The following is a 17,144-nucleotide window of genomic DNA, read 5'->3' on the forward strand; positions in this document are numbered from 1 at the left end:
ACATAGTGATCGGAGAGCATTTCTGCATAGTCCGTTGCTGTAGATTCGTTTATTCCTCGGCAGCAAGTATTTCTTTTTTTAAGCAACAGCATATATTCCTGTTTTTTGCTATCAGAAAGTGTCGAGAGAATACGTACTCTTTGGGCTTTAATGGCGTTAGGCAGATGCTCTGGCATCGTTGCTGCTTTTGTGCCTTTGCGTTGGGAATAGGGAAACACATGCAGATATGTAATTGGTAAGCCTTGCAAGAAGGCGTGTGTTTCCTCAAAGAGTTTTTCAGTTTCACCGGGGAAGCCGCAGATTACGTCAAAACCAACTGCTGCATCGGGATAGAGCTCTATGATTCTATCCAAAAGGCTCTTAATCAATTGGGTATCGTAATGCCTGCCCATGCTCTTTAGGATACTGTCGCTTCCGCTTTGCAGGGGGATGTGGAAGTGTGGGCATAGTTTATCTACTTTAGCCAGCTTGTTTAATAGAGAATTGTTTAGCAGCTGGGGCTCAATTGAGGAGATTCTAATCAACTGGATTTCTTCAATTTCGGCTATGGCTCGCACTACATGGCTTAGTTCACGTTCGCTATCTTTGTACAAACCCAAATTAACTCCACCCAGTACTATCTCCTTGAACCCATTTTCAGCAAAGATTTTAGCTTGAGCCAACACATCCTCAAATTTGGCAGAGCGGCTATGACCGCGAGCATAAGGGACAGCACAATAAGCACAATAGAAATCGCACCCATCTTGAATCTTCTGAAATGCTCTGGTATGCCCTAACATATTGGTAACGGGTCTGTAAACGAATTCTTTAGCCTCCATAATATCCGTGAAGGTGTTATCCTTACCGGCAAGAATATCTCCAATATCCAGTTTGCTTTGATTATCTACTATGAAGTCTATGCCCCCCAAAGAGTTAATTTCGTTAAGTGAGCGCTGGGCAAAACAACCTGTAACAACAACTCGTATTGAGGGGTTTTTAGCTTTACGGGCAAGCGCTTTACGGATTAGATTTCTGCTTTTATAGTCTGTGCGATTGGTAACGGTACAAGTATTGATTATGTATATATCCGCATCATCTTTGAAATCCACTAGCTGTACTTCTCCCAGGCGTTCCGCTATTACTGCCGATTCATAAAAATTGGTTTTGCACCCTAAGGTGGCAATAGCTACTCTGGGCTTAGGATTTGGTAAGTACGGCATAGATGGCAGGAGCGTAAATGCTGTGTTCAAGTTTTAGCACTTTATGGGCAATTTCTTCGGCGGAACCACAATCTGAGATATTGACTACATTTTGGGCAACAATTTCACCGTGATCGTAAACCGGATCTACTTTGTGGATTGTGGCGCCAGATATCTTTTCCCCAGCTTCAAAAACTGCTTTGTGCACCTTTATGCCATACATGCCTTTACCACCATACTTGGGCAACAGTGCTGGGTGCACATTTAGGATGGGAATCTGTAGGGCAGAAAGAAACTCATTGCTAAGGCGCTTCATAAAACCGCATAAGGCTATTAAAGCGATATTGTTTGAGTTGATGAGCTGTAAAACTTGAGTTTCAAAGTAGTGCATATTTTGGTAAGGGATTAGCTGCTGAGCTATACCGGCGGCAGCACATTTACTTATTGCCTCTGCTTTTGGAGAACAAAACACTGCCGTGTGGATAGTTAGAGGAAGATGATTATCCTCGAAGTAACGATGGATGGCCATGATATTGGAGCCTCGAGAGGCACCGCTGCTCAGAGTTATTATTCGCTTGATTTCAGGTGCAGATCCTTCCATTGGTCCTCGTCGATTTCGGATGGAGCTTGATTCATCAAGTCTGTGGCGCGTAGAGTTTTGGGGAAGGCGATTACGTCGCGGATCGAATCTGCTTGAGTAAGGATCATAATCAGGCGATCCAAACCCGGAGCAATGCCGCCATGGGGTGGAGTTCCATATTTTAGAGCATCCAGAAAGAAACCAAAACGAGGCTTCAATTCCTCTTCACTAAAACCTAACACGGAAAATATCTTCTGTTGGATATCGTAGCGGTGACAACGAATACTGCCACTGGATAGTTCCATGCCATTACACACCAAGTCGTATAACTGCCCTTGAATGTCGCCAATCTTTTCAGGAATATCTAACCAGGCAATGTGCTCTTCTTTGGGTAAACTAAACATATGATGAGCAGGTTCCCATCCCGAATCGTCTTCATTACGGATAAATAGAGGGAAATCTGTAATCCAGCAGAATTTTAGATCTTCATTATTATAAAGCCCAAGTTGTATACCAAGTTCATTGCGAAGACCCGCCAGAACTTTGTGCGTTATTTCCCACTTGTCGGCGACAATAGCTAAAAGATCGCCGGGTTTGGCCGCAGAAATCTCTATCATTGAACTTGCTTCATCGGCAGAAAGGAATTTTGCTATACCTGTTTCCAAACCTCCTTCGGCTACTTTGGTAAAAGCTACTCCTTTACCACCCAAGTGTTTGGCAAGTTCCACTAACTGGTCTTGCTGTTTTCGGCTAAAACTCGCACCGCCGGGAATACATAAAGCCTTGATAAGTCCCTTCGATTCTAAACAGCTTCGAAAAACATGAAACTCACTTGTGGCCAAGATCTTGGAAAAATCTACCAATTCGAGCCCAAAACGAAGGTCCGGTTTGTCACAGCCAAATCGGTTCATTGCTTCACTATAACTAAGTCTGGTGAAGGGAATGGGCAAATCGATACCCTTTATCTCTTTAAAGATGGCAAACATGAGCCGTTCCAGCAAATCGAAGATCTCTTCTTTGCTGGCAAATGAAAGCTCGATATCTAATTGAGTGAATTCCGGTTGACGATCTGCACGAAGGTCTTCATCTCTAAAGCAGCGGGCAATCTGGTAGTACCGATCAAAGCCTGCGATCATTAAGAGTTGCTTAAAAATCTGGGGAGATTGGGGCAAGGCGTAGAATTTGCCCGGATGTACCCTGCTTGGCACCAGATAGTCTCTGGCACCTTCAGGAGTACTTTTCATTAACATAGGGGTCTCGATCTCAAAAAAGCCTTCATTATCCAAAAAGCGGCGCATCAAACTAGTTACTTTTGCTCTAGTGATTAGTATCTGTTGCAAGCGTGGGCGCCTAAGATCCAAATATCGATAGGTTAGGCGCAAATCTTCGTCTGCCATGGCAATACCATCGATTTGGATCGGCAAAGGCTGAGTATCATTTAGTAGTAACAATTTCTCGGCGATTACTTCCAGTTCTCCAGTGGGCATGTTCTTATTGATATTAGCCCCTTCTCTATGTGCAACTGTGCCTATTACTGCAATCACGTACTCATTGCGTACCTTTTCTGCTTGGGCAAAAATATCTTTGCTTTCAGGACGAACTACAATTTGGATAATGCCTTTTACGTCGCGTAGATCTATAAAGATCAAACCACCCAGATCTCTACGTTTGTGTACCCATCCCATAACCACCACTTGTGAATTGATGGGGCATTTAACCAAATCAGTACTGTAATGACTGCGCCTAAGTGAGCCGAGATTGTCCATTTACTCTTTCCTTCAGTTCATTTTAATGTCTTCATAAATCTGATCGATGCTTCTGGCATCTTCACCAAGATACTCAATCATGTAGCATTTGTCTAGATACTCATCGTCTGGGTTAATTAGCTTGTTGTTTACAAACTCATCACCCATCATGCTCATAGCAGCTTCGTTAGGAGTGGGATACATGGTGTATTTACTATTGCGCTTAGCATTCTCAGAATCCAAAAGGAAATCTATGAACTTGTATGCTAAATCCTTATTCTGAGAGGAATTTAGCATCACAATATTATCCATCCACATAGCAGCACCTTCTTTGGGCATAATAAACTCAAGATCTGGGTTTTCCGCCATTTGCTGAAGCGCATCTCCATTATAAGCCTGTGCCAGCCATGTAGTGCCATCTTGCAGCTCATTCTTATACGAATCGCTGTCGAACTGAGTGATATTCTTATCCCATACCTTCAATACATTATGGGCGGCAGAAAGTGCTTCTTCAGAAGTGTCATTAACCGAGTAGCCGCTAAATATTAATGCAGCACCAATCACTTCTCTGGCGTCATCTAGCATGGTAACCTTATTTTTACCATCAAAAAAGGAATCTCCAAGTATGTTCCATCCACCAGATGCAACAATCTCATCGGGTACAAATTGCCTATTATACATCAAGCCTGTAAGTCCCCAGGCATAGGGGATGCTATATCTATTGCCCGGATCGAAAGATTCTGCTTTCACCAAAAGTGATTTGTCCAGATTCATGTAGTTTGAGAGTTGGCTCTTATCTAGTTCTTCAAGCATGTTCAATTCTGCTAGAATACTAACGTGATCTCCACTAGGGAATATCAGATCGAAGGATTGGGTAGAGCTTTTTACTTTGGTAAGCATGTTCTCATTAGAATCGAAAGTACTATATTTGATTTGGCAATTGTATTCTTCTTCAAATTCCCTAATCAGGTCAGTATCGATATAATCACTCCAATTAAAGATATAGAGCGTAGGTTTAGACTTGCTACAGCCCATAAATCCAGCCGCAATCAAGGTTAATGCTAGCACAGTAATTATCATCAGTTTTTTCATTATTTCCTCCCATTCAGTTAATGTGGGTTCTTTGCGCATCTGTAATCCCCTTTTTAGGATCAACAAACTGCAGAATCAAAAAACCTACCATAAAGAAAAACATTAAAGATAGTATAGAATTGCGAATATCACCTGTTTTATGCGCAATCCATCCATATAGTATAGGTCCAATTATAGAAGACAGTCTACCTGTCAAGGTATAAAAGCCAAAGAACTCAGCTTCGCGTGCCTTAGGTGTAAGCATACTCAGCATGGTTCTGCTATTTGCCTGAGAGCTGCCAATTGCCATTCCTGCTAAAAGCCCCACAAAATAGTACTCAGTTGCTGAGGAGCAAAAATATGCCCAAACCACAACTACAATCCATATAGAAATAGATATAGATAGGGATAATCGTACTCCTTTTAGATCGGTTAGCCATCCAAACAGGGCTGAGCCCAAGATTGAAGTGAATTGAGCGATAATAAAATATAGAAGCATATCCTTAGTATTCATACCAAATCGCGTTATTCCATATATTGAAGCAAAGACAATTACAGTTGTAATGCCATCATTATAAATGAAGTAGCTTAGCATGAATTTTAACAATTGAGGAAACTTACGCAGATTCTTTATAGAGCTTATCACTCTCTTTGCTGCTACTTTGTAGTAATTGGTTCGTTTTGATGGTCTTTGCACTTCCTTCAGCCAGAAAAAAGTGAAAAGGCTGAATATAAAGAAATGAACTGCAATCATGGGGAAGACCCAGCGAACATCGTAGCGGATGAGTATCAAGGAGAGTATTAAGGAAAGTAATCCGCCCAGATAACCTAATGCCCAGCCAAACCCGGAAACCTTGCCCATATTCTCATAACCAGTTATCTCGGGTAAGAAGGCATCGTAGAAAACATTGGCAGAATTAAACCCAAAATTGGCTATAATAAAGAATATCATGCCCTTGCTAATGTCTCCTGGCCCTACAAAGTACAATAGGGCAGTAAAAATCACCGTTAGATAGCAATTGAAGAATAGGAATTTCTTTTTGGAGCGGGAATAATCTGCCACTGCTCCCAAGATTGGAGCGCTGATCGCTACCAAAGTCATAGATATACCGATAGCACGACCCCACAGCATTTCAGCATATCCGGGATCTCCGCCTACAACCTGCTGCATAAAATATACGCTATATACAACCGTCACGATGATAGTGGTAAATGCCGAATTTGCGAAATCGTACATCATCCAGCCAAGTATCTGTTTGCTGAATTTCATGCACTATCCCCCAGGCGGATGATTGGCATTTTGCCAAAGATTTGGCGTACATCTTCTTTGGGACTGGCAATAAATATCTGATAGTTTTCTTTACAGAGTTCTTGGATTTTTTCTCCATGTGAATAGTCTAATTCTGCAAACACATCATCAAAAAGCAGGATCGGGCTGATATTGGTATTGCTCTCTATCAATTTGGCTTGTATAAGCTTAAGCAAGATAACGGCAATGCGTTTTTGCCCTTGAGAGGAATAAGCCCGCATCCCAAAACGTTCCATCGAAAAACCATAGTCATCCAAATGTGCTCCCACCAAACAGCGTTGCCAAATTTTTTCTCTACTTTCATACTGCTGCAATTGCATGAGTATATCATCTAACTCAAGCTCAAAAGCGTTATGCAATACAGGTGAGTAGCTTAGTTTAAGGTTTTTTGTTTTGGGCGATATCTCTTGATAAGATGCTGTGAATTGTCTATTTAGCATATCCAGATATCTCTTGCGATACGGGTATAACGCACATAAGCTTTCGGCGAACTTGATATCCCAACTCTTTTTTTCTTCTGGGCTAAACTCTTTTTTCAGCAATTGATTTCGCTGTTCCACAACATGCAGGTAATCGCGCAATACAGCAATATACTGAGGGAATATTTGCGAAATGGCGAGGTCAAAATACTGTCTTCGAATGCGAGGTGAGCCGTTTATTAAGCCAATATCATCCGGAGCACAATAGATAACCTTAATCACCGAAAACAACGAACTTAGCTGGTGCTTTACTTCATTGTTGAGCTTAAGTATTTTTCGCATCTTAGCATAAGCCAATCGAACCTTAAGCTCCATATTGATATCTGTTGTGTATCTTGCCGACACCGTAAAGTGTTCTTTGCCCGCTTTGATGAGTTCCACATCTTGATGATAGCGAATGGATTTGCCTATTGAAGTGTAGGCAATTGCCTCTAATAGATTGGTTTTTCCGCTTCCATTTGCTCCAATAATCAGGTTGCCGCCAGCGGCAAATTCGAAACGTTGCTGCTCATAACTTCTAAAATAGTGCAGCTCAATGCTATTTAACTTCAATCTTAAAGTATTGTCTTTATGAGCGTAATGGCATCAAAAGGAAAGTGATTTCTTCATTTTCCTGATTGCTTACGTTATATATCATCAATGGATCTTTGGAGCTGCCCAGCTTGATAATCACCTTGTCGCCATCAATGGCTTCCAAAATGCTAAGCATGTAGCGATAGTTGAAAGATACACCGGTATGAGCACCTTGAAAGCTATACTCTTCGAGATTTTCTTTGGCGTCGCCGGTATCTCGATTTGATGTGTTTACTTCAAATTTCTCACTATCAAGTTCAAATCGGATGCGAAGATTATCGTCCGGGGCAACAAGTGCTACCCTACGAATGGCATTATGTAGAGTGTTCTTATCTATTACAAATTGGTTTTGCAAATCTGTAATAAAAGCCTTTTGGTATTCCGGATATTTATGCTCGATTACTTGAGAAAACACTATGTATTTGTCGTAACTAAAGATCACCTTACTGCGTTCAATCATTACCTTGATCTCTTTAGCGCTATTATCGAATATCTTTTGCAAGAAAGAAAGGGTCTTAACAGGGATAATCTTTTCTAGTGTGCCCTCTTCGGCATTTTCTTCAAATATGTTTTTCTCAGAGCTCGATTCTGCTTTATCCTTAGCGAGCAAATTAGTATTTTTAATACGAATTTCTGCTACTTTGCGCCCGTCCGTTGCCGCCATCAAATGTTCATTGGGCATTATTTTCCAGCATACACCGGTTAGAACGGCACGGTTCACATCGCTAGAAACGGCAAAACTAGTTTTAGAAATCATTCTATTAAAGAGCTGAGCATCCAAAGTGATGGCGTTATCTATTTTTACTTCTGGCACTACAGGGAAAAGAGTATAATCTGCAATTAGCAAGTTGAAATCTATCTTATTGCACTGGATCATTAAGAGCTCATCGCGACGATCGAAATTGATAATCGCATCGGGCATAAAGCTGATAATTTCATTGAGATGCTTTGCCGATACAGCTATTGTGCCCCCCTCGCTTATTGCAGCAGCAAATTCAACTACCACAGTTATGTCGAGATCTGAAGTAGTAATCTTTACCATGCCCGTTTCGACAGAGGCTTGAATAAGATAGTTAGTTAATATGGGAGAGGCGTTTTTTGCCGGAGCAACGCTGGCTAAATGTTGGATGCTTTGCATCAGTTCTTTTTTTTCTATTGCAAATCTCATGATTACCCCTATATTCATTTTTCCTTTTTTTCCAGTTTTTTGAATTTTCATATTCCGTCAACTCTTTTCTTTAGCCCCGAATTCAATTTTCGGTATCCACCGATCTTAATCAAGATTACTGCTCGCCCCTTGTTTTATGTATGCTTTAAGTATAATTTAAGCGGGGATTTTGTTGTATTTACAGGAGTATCTCTGCCTGAACCATACTTAATCTAGGGTTAAGGGAATGAGGGATGGCTGCGCAAGGTAGCCCATTTATGCTTAGTATTTAGTATGATGAGCTATTTGAGCAAGGTTTGGCTTGACAGCATTTGCCTTCCATTTTGTTTATCCTTAGTAAAAGGGAGAAAACTGATGCAAGAATTCAAAGCCTTACTAAACCAATACAAAAATCGCATCAATCTTGGCATTGTTTTGCGTGCGGTACTGGGAAACGTTTTGCTTTTTGTGGGCGGTTTGCATCTTTATTTTATATTGTGGCTGGTTCTCGGAGCTTATTCTCCTGCTTTAATTTATGCAAATATTGGAATCCGCATAGGATTGGCATTAAGCATCATATATGTAGTTTGGCAAGCTTATCGGGATATGTGGAGTCATTTCAAAATGGCTCGTTATTTAGATTTGAAACATAATGCTCAAGATGATTTATATCAGAATGCATGGGAATTGAACATAAAAGCTTCTGAAAATCCTATTAGTAAAGCGCTTCTAGAATCTGCCAATAAGAGGATTATTGCTACAGAATATTCATTGCCAAAGCTGTTTAATGCCTCAATGCTGTTAATTATCTCGATATTCTTGGTGGCAGTATGTGCCTTTTGGTATTGGTTTAGAGCAGATTTTACAACTGCTTTTACTCAGTTCTACTCCAATAAAGCTCCTCAGATTATTTACAAAGACCACATATCTCTTAGCCCAGGTAGTATTCAGATAGGGAAAAATCAGCAAGTACTCATAAAAATAAATGAACCGGATATCCGGCTTAAGCATCGCTTATTTTTCCGAGTGGGGGAAAACTGGCGGGAATTGGGGATGATGCAGAATAGCTATCTGTTTCCTCGCTTGGAGCAATCCATAGAATATTATGCCGAGAACGAGATAGCTAAAAGTGCTGTATACAAAATTACTGTCTTAGATGAACCGATAGTCCGTAAATGGCAAGTATCTTACAGCTATCCAAGCTACACCAGTATTCCAAGCTATACCGATAGTATGAGTTATGGCAATATTGAAGCATATAAAGGAAGCGTTGTTAGGTTACGGATAACCAGCAATATTCCCATTAAAAAAGCCTATATGAAGTTCGATAACGCCAGCGTTAAAGAGCTTACTGCGCTAAGTGAAACCGAATATACAACCCAAATAAAGATAGAATCTGCACATAGCTGGTATTTGGAGTTGGAAGATGAATTGGGCAGAAAATCACGACCCGAAGAGAAATACATCAGGGTATTGCCAGACGATCCTCCTCAGATTCGCATCGTGTTTCCAGGTGAAGATACTACTTTGAACCAAAACCTGATGCTTCCTCTCATAATCAGTGCCGATGACGATTTTGGATTGGCTAACTGTAGCTTGAACTACCAAGTTAATACAGATGAACTAAGAACAATAAATATTCAAAACGTGATACCCAATAAATTGTTTAATACCGATTACCTATGGGATATGCAAGCGAATGATCTCTTTCCGGGAGACGTAGTAACTTATTGGGCAGAGATTTACGACAATGCGCCTACTCCTCAAAAGGGAGTTAGTTCTCGTTTTCGGGCTCGTTTCCCATCCATAGAAGAAATATATGCAGAGATAGAACAGCAGGAACAGAATCGTAAGAGTGATCTGAGTAAGAGTTGGGAAGAAAGTGAAAAGCTGCAAGAACGGTTTGAACAAAAGCGTCGAGAATTGCTCAAAGATCCAGAATTGGCTTGGGAAGACAAGAAGCAACTTGAAGACATTTTGGCAGCGCAAGAAGAACTTGTAGAACAAGTTGATAACATTGCCGAAAGCTATCAGGATCTAATAGATAAAATGCAGGCAAACAGTGCGCTTTCGCAGGAAACATTGCAGAAGATGATGCGGATTCAAGAGTTAATGCAAGACATTGCCACCGAAGATATGTTGGAAGCTATGCGTAAATTGGAGCAGGCAATGGAAAATGTAGACCCTGCCGCATTGAAAAAGGCAATGGAGGATTTCAAATTCTCGATGGAAGATTTTGCCAAAAACATCGAACAAACTCTGGCTCTTTTGGAAAGCATCAAAAATGAACAAGCAGTACAAAAAGCTTTGCAGATTTCGGAAGAAATGGAAAAGATGCAAAAAGCTCTGCACGATAAAACCATCGATCCTTCTCAAGATGCGGAAAAATTAGCCCAAGATCAACAGCAAATATCCGATAAATATGATGCCCTTAGTCAAGAATTGGAGAAGTTACAAGAAATGCTGAAGCAAGATCCCACAGCCTCGAAGCAACTGGAAGAGTTAATGAAAGATATGAAACAAAGCCAGGCGAACAAGGATATGCAACAGAGCAGTGAGTCTTTGCAACAAAACTTACGCCAACAATCTATGCAAGCACAAACATCCGCTATGGAAAAGATGCGGCGGTTTACCATGAAACTGGCAGAGATGAAGAATTCTATGAGCTCTGGAGCGCAATCTGCCATGGCTCAAGCTATAGAACAAGCTGTGCGCGAGCTCCTCATCTTTTCTAAAAAACATGAACAAACAATAATCCGATATCAAAATGATCCATATCCCTTGGTTCCTGAGCTGATTTCATCTTATGAGGGATTGCAGATAATTTTGAATAAGTTGTTTAGCATGCCCCAAGTTAGCATGGCGATACCACCGAAGTTCTATATGGATCTATCTGAAACTAATAAAGGTTTTCGAGATATATTTGGCTCATTAGGTCAGAGTTTTACACCTAGCATCAGTCGAGAATTAAGAAGTATCCAAGCAGGCATTAACTTGATGGCACACGATTTGATTTTGGCAATGCAAAACGCATCATCTGGTGGCGGCGGAGGTGGAATGCAATCCTTAATGCAGATGTTGGAGCAAATGGGACAAGAGCAAATGGCTATGAATATGCTTACTCAGCAATTGATGATGCAGATACAAGCTCAAGGCGGTTCGATGGATAGTGCTATGCAAGAACAGATTGGTAAATTGGCTTCTGAACACGAGCGTTTGGCAGAAAACCTGAGGCGCGCCTTACAACAAGATCCTCAAGCTCAAAAACAAGGTAATGCCATTCGGCAGATAATTGAAGAAGCAGAAGCAGTGGCACGGAATTTGCGCAATCTAAGAATGGATGATGACCTCATAAAACGCCAAGAGAATATTCTAAGCCGATTGCTCGACGCACAACGTTCCATCAATAAACGTGACACTAGTGAGCGCAGAGAAGCACGCCGCAGCACCGGTGATCCTTCCGATAGAAAACCTCAGGCAGTAGATTATGATCGTTTGCGAAGGGCGATGATGCTGGACGATAGCTTCAAAAAGTATCCCAGAGAATATCAACAGCTTATAATGGAATATCTGAAGCTTTTAGAAGAGAGCAGTCAATAATGCGTAAATATGCATGTTTAATCATCACGTTAATTATGCTTTCCCTGCTTTGGGGTCAATACGATGAACGGCAGATATTGGTTCAGCAAGCGAATCAACTTATGGTTCAACGTCAGTATGATAGAGCGGAGGAAGTATTTTTACAGATTATCGCCCAATATCCAGACGATATAAATTCCATTCTTCAACTTACTCAATTGTATTTATCACTATCTCAAGAGGTAAAAGTTGAGGAAATGTTGCAAACCCATCAGCGGCACATACCTGAAAATGCATATACCGAGCTTAGAATCCAATTACTGATTTTACAGGGCAAACATGAACAGGCAAATAGCTTGGCAGATTCATATTTAGAGATATATGGTTCCAACAGAAGTAAGTATAATTTGATCGCTTCCTATTTTTCTGGGCGGGGTGATAATGAAAGTGCGATAAGGATTTTTGAGGCAGCCAGAAGAGTTCACGGCGATGATATTTTTGCTGTAGAAATAGCTTCGGCAGCCATGAAATGTGGCTTGTATGAGAAGGCTTTGCGCGAGTATCTCAACCATTCCGCCAATGCACAAAATACCAACCTTTTCATTAGAAATCAAGTATCGGAGATAGTCCGGGAAGATAGTACTCTCATAAATGTAGTAAGAAACTTTGCCAATACCCATGATAATTTCGTTATTAAAGAGATTTATGCCTTAGCTTTAATGACTATAAAGAACTATGAAGAGGCATTAGAAACCTATAAACAGATGCCTCTTACTTATCTGCGGAATTTTGCTGCAGAACAGCTTAAACTTGGTAATTTGGATATTACTCTAAAGGCGTATCGATTCTTGGGGCAGAATGCCGAACAGCCTGCTCAAAGGTTATATTACGGTTATGAGGTAGCAAATATCTTCTTCCAATCGGCTCAATATGATTCTACCGAAAATATTATTAACGAATTGTTGCAAGACCCTTCTTGGAATAAGCCCAAACAAGCAGGTAAAAGCAGCCTTTTGGTAAAGTTGCGCAGGCTTAAGGCAGAAAATGACCTTGCCTTGGGAGTTGAACTGAATAGGGTAAGGCAGTGGATTGAGCAAACCAAAGACTATAGCGTTTATCACGATGAAATTCAGGAATTAGATGTGGATTTAGCTCGTTTTGCAATTCTGGATGAGGATTTTGAGACTGCCAAGAGCACTCTAAAGCGTATTGTCGTGCAAGATTATTTGGCAGAGCGACACTATCTGGAGTTTTTATTGGCGCTTATGCAAGGCGAGAAAGCTGAGGCAGATTCTCTAATGCACGAATATGTTCTTAAGCACCCTGATTCTGAATATACCAACGATATAATTTATTTGAATATGCTAAGTATTAATATGAGTGATATCCAGCTCCAGAACTTTAGCAAAGCAATCCGCATGCTGCAACTGTTCAAACCGGAAGGAATACAAATTTTAGTAGATCTATTTGAACAAAACGATGATGAAGAGTTATTGATGCTAGCCATTGAATGGTCTTTGGCTTTAGGAGACATCACGCAAGCTGAAGTCCTCTTAGCCCATGATTTCAAGGATGAATTGGCTCGAGATTATGCACTTATGTTAAGTCTGTTTCTTATTCAAGAAAGAGAAACAGAAATCCAGCTTGCCCAAGAGTTCCTGAAGAACAAGCCAAACAGCATTTTCTCACCCAGATTTCGACAGATAATTTCGCGTATGTCTGCTCGACAAATAAGTATGTAAGTACATTGAAATAATGGAGATTCAAATGAATATTCGCAAAGCTTATACCTTTGATGATGTACTACTTTTACCCAAGCACTCTACTGTATTGCCTGCAACGGTGGAGCTGGGCACCAATATTACTTCCAAAATTGCTTTAAAAATTCCTTTGCTTTCTGCGGCAATGGATACCGTCACTGAAGCAGATACTGCTATTGCCATCGCCAGAGAAGGTGGATTGGGCGTGATCCATAAAAACTTAAGTATCGAGGAACAAGCTCGGCAAGTACACCTGGTTAAGCGTGCTGAAAGTGGAGTAGTTGTTCATCCTTACACAGTATCTCCTAATGACGACCTTGCCAGAGTTCTAGCCTTAAAAGCTAAACATCGGGTGGGAGGATTTCCAGTTGTTGAAAACGACCTTTTAGTGGGCATTCTTACTAACAGAGATATTCGCTTTGAGGAGAATCTCAAACGAAAAGTTAAAGAAATGATGACTCCACTTGAGCATCTTGTAACAGCTCCGGAAAGTATTAATTGGGAGCAAGCTACCAATCTTCTGCAAAAACATCGCATAGAGAAGCTGCTTTTAGTAGATAACTTGGGGAAACTAAAGGGTATGATTACCGTAAGAGATATCCTCAAACGGCAAAACTATCCTCATGCCGTGCAAGATAAACAAAATAGGCTGTTGGTGGCAGCAGCAGTAGGCGTAACAGGTGATTATCTGGAACGTGCGCAGGAATTGGTTAGAGCAGGAGTAGATATCATTGTGATGGATACTGCTCATGGTCACCATATCCATTTTAAGAACGCATTGTATCAGATAAAAAAGAAGCTAAACACTGAAGTATTGGCTGGGAATGTTGCTACCAAAGAAGCTTGTAGATATCTAATAGATAATGGAGTAGATGCGGTTAAGGTAGGTATAGGTCCAGGATCTATATGTACTACAAGAGTTGTATCGGGCGTTGGCGTACCACAGCTTTCGGCAATTATGGATTGCGCAGAAGAAGCAGATAAAAGCGGTATCGGGCTTATTGCTGATGGTGGCATCAAATACTCTGGAGATATAGTGAAAGCCCTTGCCGGTGGAGCTGCAGCAGTAATGATTGGATCGCTATTTGCTGGGTGTGATGAAAGCCCTGGAGAAGCGATAATCTATAACGGTAGAAGATTTAAAAGCTATCGAGGAATGGGATCCATAGGTGCGATGAAAAGAGGTAGTAAAGACCGCTATTTCCAAAATTCAGTATCGGAGAACAAACTCGTTGCCGAAGGAATTGAAGGTATGGTACCCTATAAGGGACCTTTAAGTGAGTTTATCTATCAGCTAATTGGTGGTTTACGCAGCGGTATGGGATATATTGGGGCAGCAAATCTTTCCCAATTACGAATAAATGCCGAGTTTGTGGAAATAAGCTCGGCGGGACTCAAGGAATCACATCCTCACGATGTGCGCATTACCAAAGAAACTCCGAACTATCAAAGCGGAGATTGATAGCTCCAAGCAAAGCCTTTTGAGTGCTTTTCTTTACCACCTAAAGGTTGAGCGAGGTATGGCAGCAAACAGCATCGAGGCTTACGAGCGCGATATCAAAGATTTCTTGGTTTACACTCAAGAGTCGGTATCAAATTGCTCTGCTCAAGACTTGATTGAGTATCTGAGCCTACTTCAGGATATGGGACTGCAGAATAGTTCATTGGCTCGCAAGCGTGTAGCCATCAAGCAGTTTTTCGATTATCATCTGCAAAACGATCATCCGGTTAGCCTGGATTTTGATATGGTTCCCGCTATAGGCATTGGTAGCTATTTGCCAGATACACTCTCAGTTGAGGAAATGCGGCTTTTGCTGGATAGTTTAGCTACGGATAGCAGCCTTGCCTATCGTAATAAAGTAATGATGGAGCTATTGTATGCTACTGGGATGCGTATTTCAGAGCTTTTGGGGCTAACAATACACGATCTGAATACCAGCCAGCACATGATATTAGTGCAAGGTAAAGGCAGCAAGCAGCGCTATGTACCTTATATTAAACGATTAGACCCATTGTTGGATGTCTATTTAAAGGTTCATCGCCCAATCTTGCAACAAATCAAACAAGGCGATATTCTTTTCTTAAACAGATTTGGTAACAAACTATCACGGATGGGTTTTTGGAAGATACTTAAAGAGGCTACGATAAAAGCGGGGATCAAGCATGATATCAGTCCTCACACTTTTCGGCATTCATTTGCCACCCATCTTTTGGAGGCAGGAGTAAATTTGCGCATAGTGCAAAGCCTTTTGGGGCACTCAAGTATTAATACTACTCAGATATATACACATGTGGATATGCGCTTATTGATAGAAACACACAAACAATACCATCCCCGCGCATAGATACTTACAGAGATAAGACTTAGGAGATAAAAAATGAGAAAGATTGCATTATTTGGATTCATTTTTCTTGCACTTACTGCTTGTTCAAAAGGCAAGAAAGAGAACAACGTATTAAGTATAACTTTGGATTGGACTCCCAACACAAATCACACAGGATTATATGTAGCCCAGGAACTGGGATATTTTGATGATGAAGGCTTGGAAGTTCAAATTCTTCAGCCAGGGCAGGGAGTAACTGATCAAATTGTTGCTACAGGGAAAAGCGAATTTGGTATCAGCTATCAAGAAAACGTAATCCGCGCACGCAGTGAAGGCATCCCATTAGTTTCTATTGCCGCAGTTATTCAGCACAATACATCCGGCTTTGCTTCCCTTGAAGAAGCCGGCATAATAAGCCCCAAAGATTTTGAAGGTAAGCGTTACGGCAGTTGGGATAGCCCATCAGAGATGGCAATTTTAGAAAACGTTATGAGTAATTCAGATGCAGACATAAGCAAAGTAGAAGTTGTATCTGGAGTTTACGATTTTTTCTCAACTATAGGAAAAGACGCAGATTTTGAATGGATTTATTACGGTTGGGATGGTGTAGTAGCCAAACAAAAGGGCATTGAGTTGAATTATATCCCTCTCAAAAACTTAAATCCGGTTTTCGATTATTATACTCCAGTTATAATCAGCAGTGATAGTTATTTAAAGAATAATCCTGAGCTAACTCAAAAGTTCATGGCTGCAGTTAAGAAGGGCTACGAGTACTGCATTAAAGAACCACAAAAATCAGCAGATATACTACTTAAACACGTACCAGAGCTCAATCCGGATCAAGTAAAACTAAGCATGGACTACCTTGCCCACGAGTATCAATCGGATGCAGAATACTGGGGTTTACAAAGCAGTGAAGTATGGTATGGATTTGCCAATTGGATGAGTGACGAATCTCTGATTCCCAAATCTATCGAGATAGATAAAGCCTTTACTAACCAATACTTGATGCCCTAATGCCAATACTGCGTGCTCAACAGCTTGAGAAATCGTTTCTGTTTCAAGGAGAAATCTCTAAAGTATTGAAAGGGATAAATCTCGAGCTGCAGGAAGGTGAGTTTGTTAGTATTGTGGGAGCCAGCGGATGCGGGAAAACTACTCTTTTAGAAATACTTGCTGGTATTACTTTCTCCGATAATGGAAGTATCTACTATATGGATAGAGATATTACTTGTAAAGCTGGATATTTGGGCTATATGCCTCAATCTGATATGCTGTTCCCTTGGCTAAAAGTTATAGACAACATTCTTTTGCCGGCAAAAATAAGAGGAGGTGACACCAAACAAGAGAAACGGAAAGCACTGGACTTACTACCGATATTTGGTCTTGAAGATTACGC

13 protein-coding genes are annotated in these 17,144 nt (G+C 40.9%); 6 read left to right on the forward strand and 7 right to left on the reverse strand.

The annotated features are described in order from the left end of the window. The 7 genes from mtaB to dnaN form a co-directional block, all read right to left on the reverse strand. Positions 1-1,199 (reverse strand): tRNA (N(6)-L-threonylcarbamoyladenosine(37)-C(2))-methylthiotransferase MtaB (gene mtaB / locus LHW48_00655; GenBank protein MCB5258971.1); only part of this gene is annotated, 1,199 nt, incomplete at its 3' end. Beyond that, positions 1,177-1,779: a phosphoribosylglycinamide formyltransferase gene (locus LHW48_00660; protein MCB5258972.1), complete on the reverse strand. Its 603-nt coding sequence runs from the start codon at positions 1,777-1,779 to the stop codon at positions 1,177-1,179. The genes LHW48_00660 and mtaB, both read right to left, overlap by 23 nt. After that, positions 1,746-3,524, reverse strand: a complete 1,779-nt coding sequence (aspS, locus tag LHW48_00665) for an aspartate--tRNA ligase (protein MCB5258973.1) — start codon at positions 3,522-3,524, stop codon at positions 1,746-1,748. The genes LHW48_00660 and aspS overlap by 34 nt, the downstream gene beginning before the upstream one ends. Before the next feature lie 12 nt (positions 3,525-3,536). Continuing rightward, on the reverse strand, positions 3,537-4,595 hold the full coding sequence (locus LHW48_00670) for a spermidine/putrescine ABC transporter substrate-binding protein (GenBank protein ID MCB5258974.1): 1,059 nt from the start codon (positions 4,593-4,595) through the stop codon (positions 3,537-3,539). A gap of 13 nt (positions 4,596-4,608) precedes the next feature. Then, on the reverse strand, positions 4,609-5,844 hold the full coding sequence (locus tag LHW48_00675; GenBank protein MCB5258975.1) for an MFS transporter: 1,236 nt from the start codon (positions 5,842-5,844) through the stop codon (positions 4,609-4,611). Beyond that, the gene (recF, locus tag LHW48_00680; protein ID MCB5258976.1) at positions 5,841-6,914 is read right to left on the reverse strand and encodes a DNA replication and repair protein RecF; all 1,074 of its coding nucleotides are present in this window, start codon (positions 6,912-6,914) and stop codon (positions 5,841-5,843) included. Before recF ends, LHW48_00675 begins: the two co-directional genes overlap by 4 nt. Before the next feature lie 16 nt (positions 6,915-6,930). Further along, positions 6,931-8,103 carry a DNA polymerase III subunit beta gene (dnaN, locus tag LHW48_00685; protein ID MCB5258977.1) on the reverse strand — a complete coding sequence of 391 codons (1,173 nt, stop codon included), beginning with the start codon at positions 8,101-8,103 and terminating at the stop codon, positions 6,931-6,933. A gap of 354 nt (positions 8,104-8,457) precedes the next feature. Between dnaN and LHW48_00690 the strand changes: the two genes are divergently transcribed. The 6 genes from LHW48_00690 to LHW48_00715 form a co-directional block, all read left to right on the forward strand. Then, positions 8,458-11,682, forward strand: coding sequence for a hypothetical protein (locus LHW48_00690; GenBank protein ID MCB5258978.1), 3,225 nt, complete (start codon positions 8,458-8,460; stop codon positions 11,680-11,682). Further along, a complete protein-coding gene (locus LHW48_00695) occupies positions 11,682-13,403 on the forward strand; it encodes a hypothetical protein (GenBank protein ID MCB5258979.1) in 1,722 nt (573 codons plus the stop codon). Before LHW48_00690 ends, LHW48_00695 begins: the two co-directional genes overlap by 1 nt. A gap of 10 nt (positions 13,404-13,413) precedes the next feature. Then, the gene (gene guaB, locus LHW48_00700; protein MCB5258980.1) at positions 13,414-14,883 is read left to right on the forward strand and encodes an IMP dehydrogenase; all 1,470 of its coding nucleotides are present in this window, start codon (positions 13,414-13,416) and stop codon (positions 14,881-14,883) included. Next, positions 14,837-15,766: a tyrosine recombinase gene (locus LHW48_00705; GenBank protein MCB5258981.1), complete on the forward strand. Its 930-nt coding sequence runs from the start codon at positions 14,837-14,839 to the stop codon at positions 15,764-15,766. The genes guaB and LHW48_00705 overlap by 47 nt, the downstream gene beginning before the upstream one ends. A 33-nt stretch (positions 15,767-15,799) precedes the next feature. Next, positions 15,800-16,762, forward strand: a complete 963-nt coding sequence (locus LHW48_00710; GenBank protein MCB5258982.1) for an ABC transporter substrate-binding protein — start codon at positions 15,800-15,802, stop codon at positions 16,760-16,762. Continuing rightward, on the forward strand, positions 16,762-17,144 hold a 383-nt coding region (locus LHW48_00715; protein MCB5258983.1), incomplete at its 3' end, for an ATP-binding cassette domain-containing protein. The genes LHW48_00710 and LHW48_00715, both read left to right, overlap by 1 nt.

The sequence above is a fragment of the Candidatus Cloacimonadota bacterium genome (genome assembly GCA_020532355.1).
GTDB lineage: Bacteria > Cloacimonadota > Cloacimonadia > Cloacimonadales > Cloacimonadaceae > UBA5456.

Coding starts and splice junctions, on each gene's coding strand:
- LHW48_00690 (MCB5258978.1), top strand. CDS start 8,458: ATGCAAGAATTCAAAGCCTTACTAAACCAATACAAAAATCGCATCAAT.
- LHW48_00710 (MCB5258982.1), top strand. CDS start 15,800: ATGAGAAAGATTGCATTATTTGGATTCATTTTTCTTGCACTTACTGCT.
- dnaN (MCB5258977.1), bottom strand. CDS start 8,103: ATGAGATTTGCAATAGAAAAAAAAGAACTGATGCAAAGCATCCAACAT.
- LHW48_00660 (MCB5258972.1), bottom strand. CDS start 1,779: ATGGAAGGATCTGCACCTGAAATCAAGCGAATAATAACTCTGAGCAGC.
- LHW48_00675 (MCB5258975.1), bottom strand. CDS start 5,844: ATGAAATTCAGCAAACAGATACTTGGCTGGATGATGTACGATTTCGCA.
- aspS (MCB5258973.1), bottom strand. CDS start 3,524: ATGGACAATCTCGGCTCACTTAGGCGCAGTCATTACAGTACTGATTTG.
- LHW48_00705 (MCB5258981.1), top strand. CDS start 14,837: ATGTGCGCATTACCAAAGAAACTCCGAACTATCAAAGCGGAGATTGAT.
- LHW48_00670 (MCB5258974.1), bottom strand. CDS start 4,595: ATGAAAAAACTGATGATAATTACTGTGCTAGCATTAACCTTGATTGCG.
- LHW48_00695 (MCB5258979.1), top strand. CDS start 11,682: ATGCGTAAATATGCATGTTTAATCATCACGTTAATTATGCTTTCCCTG.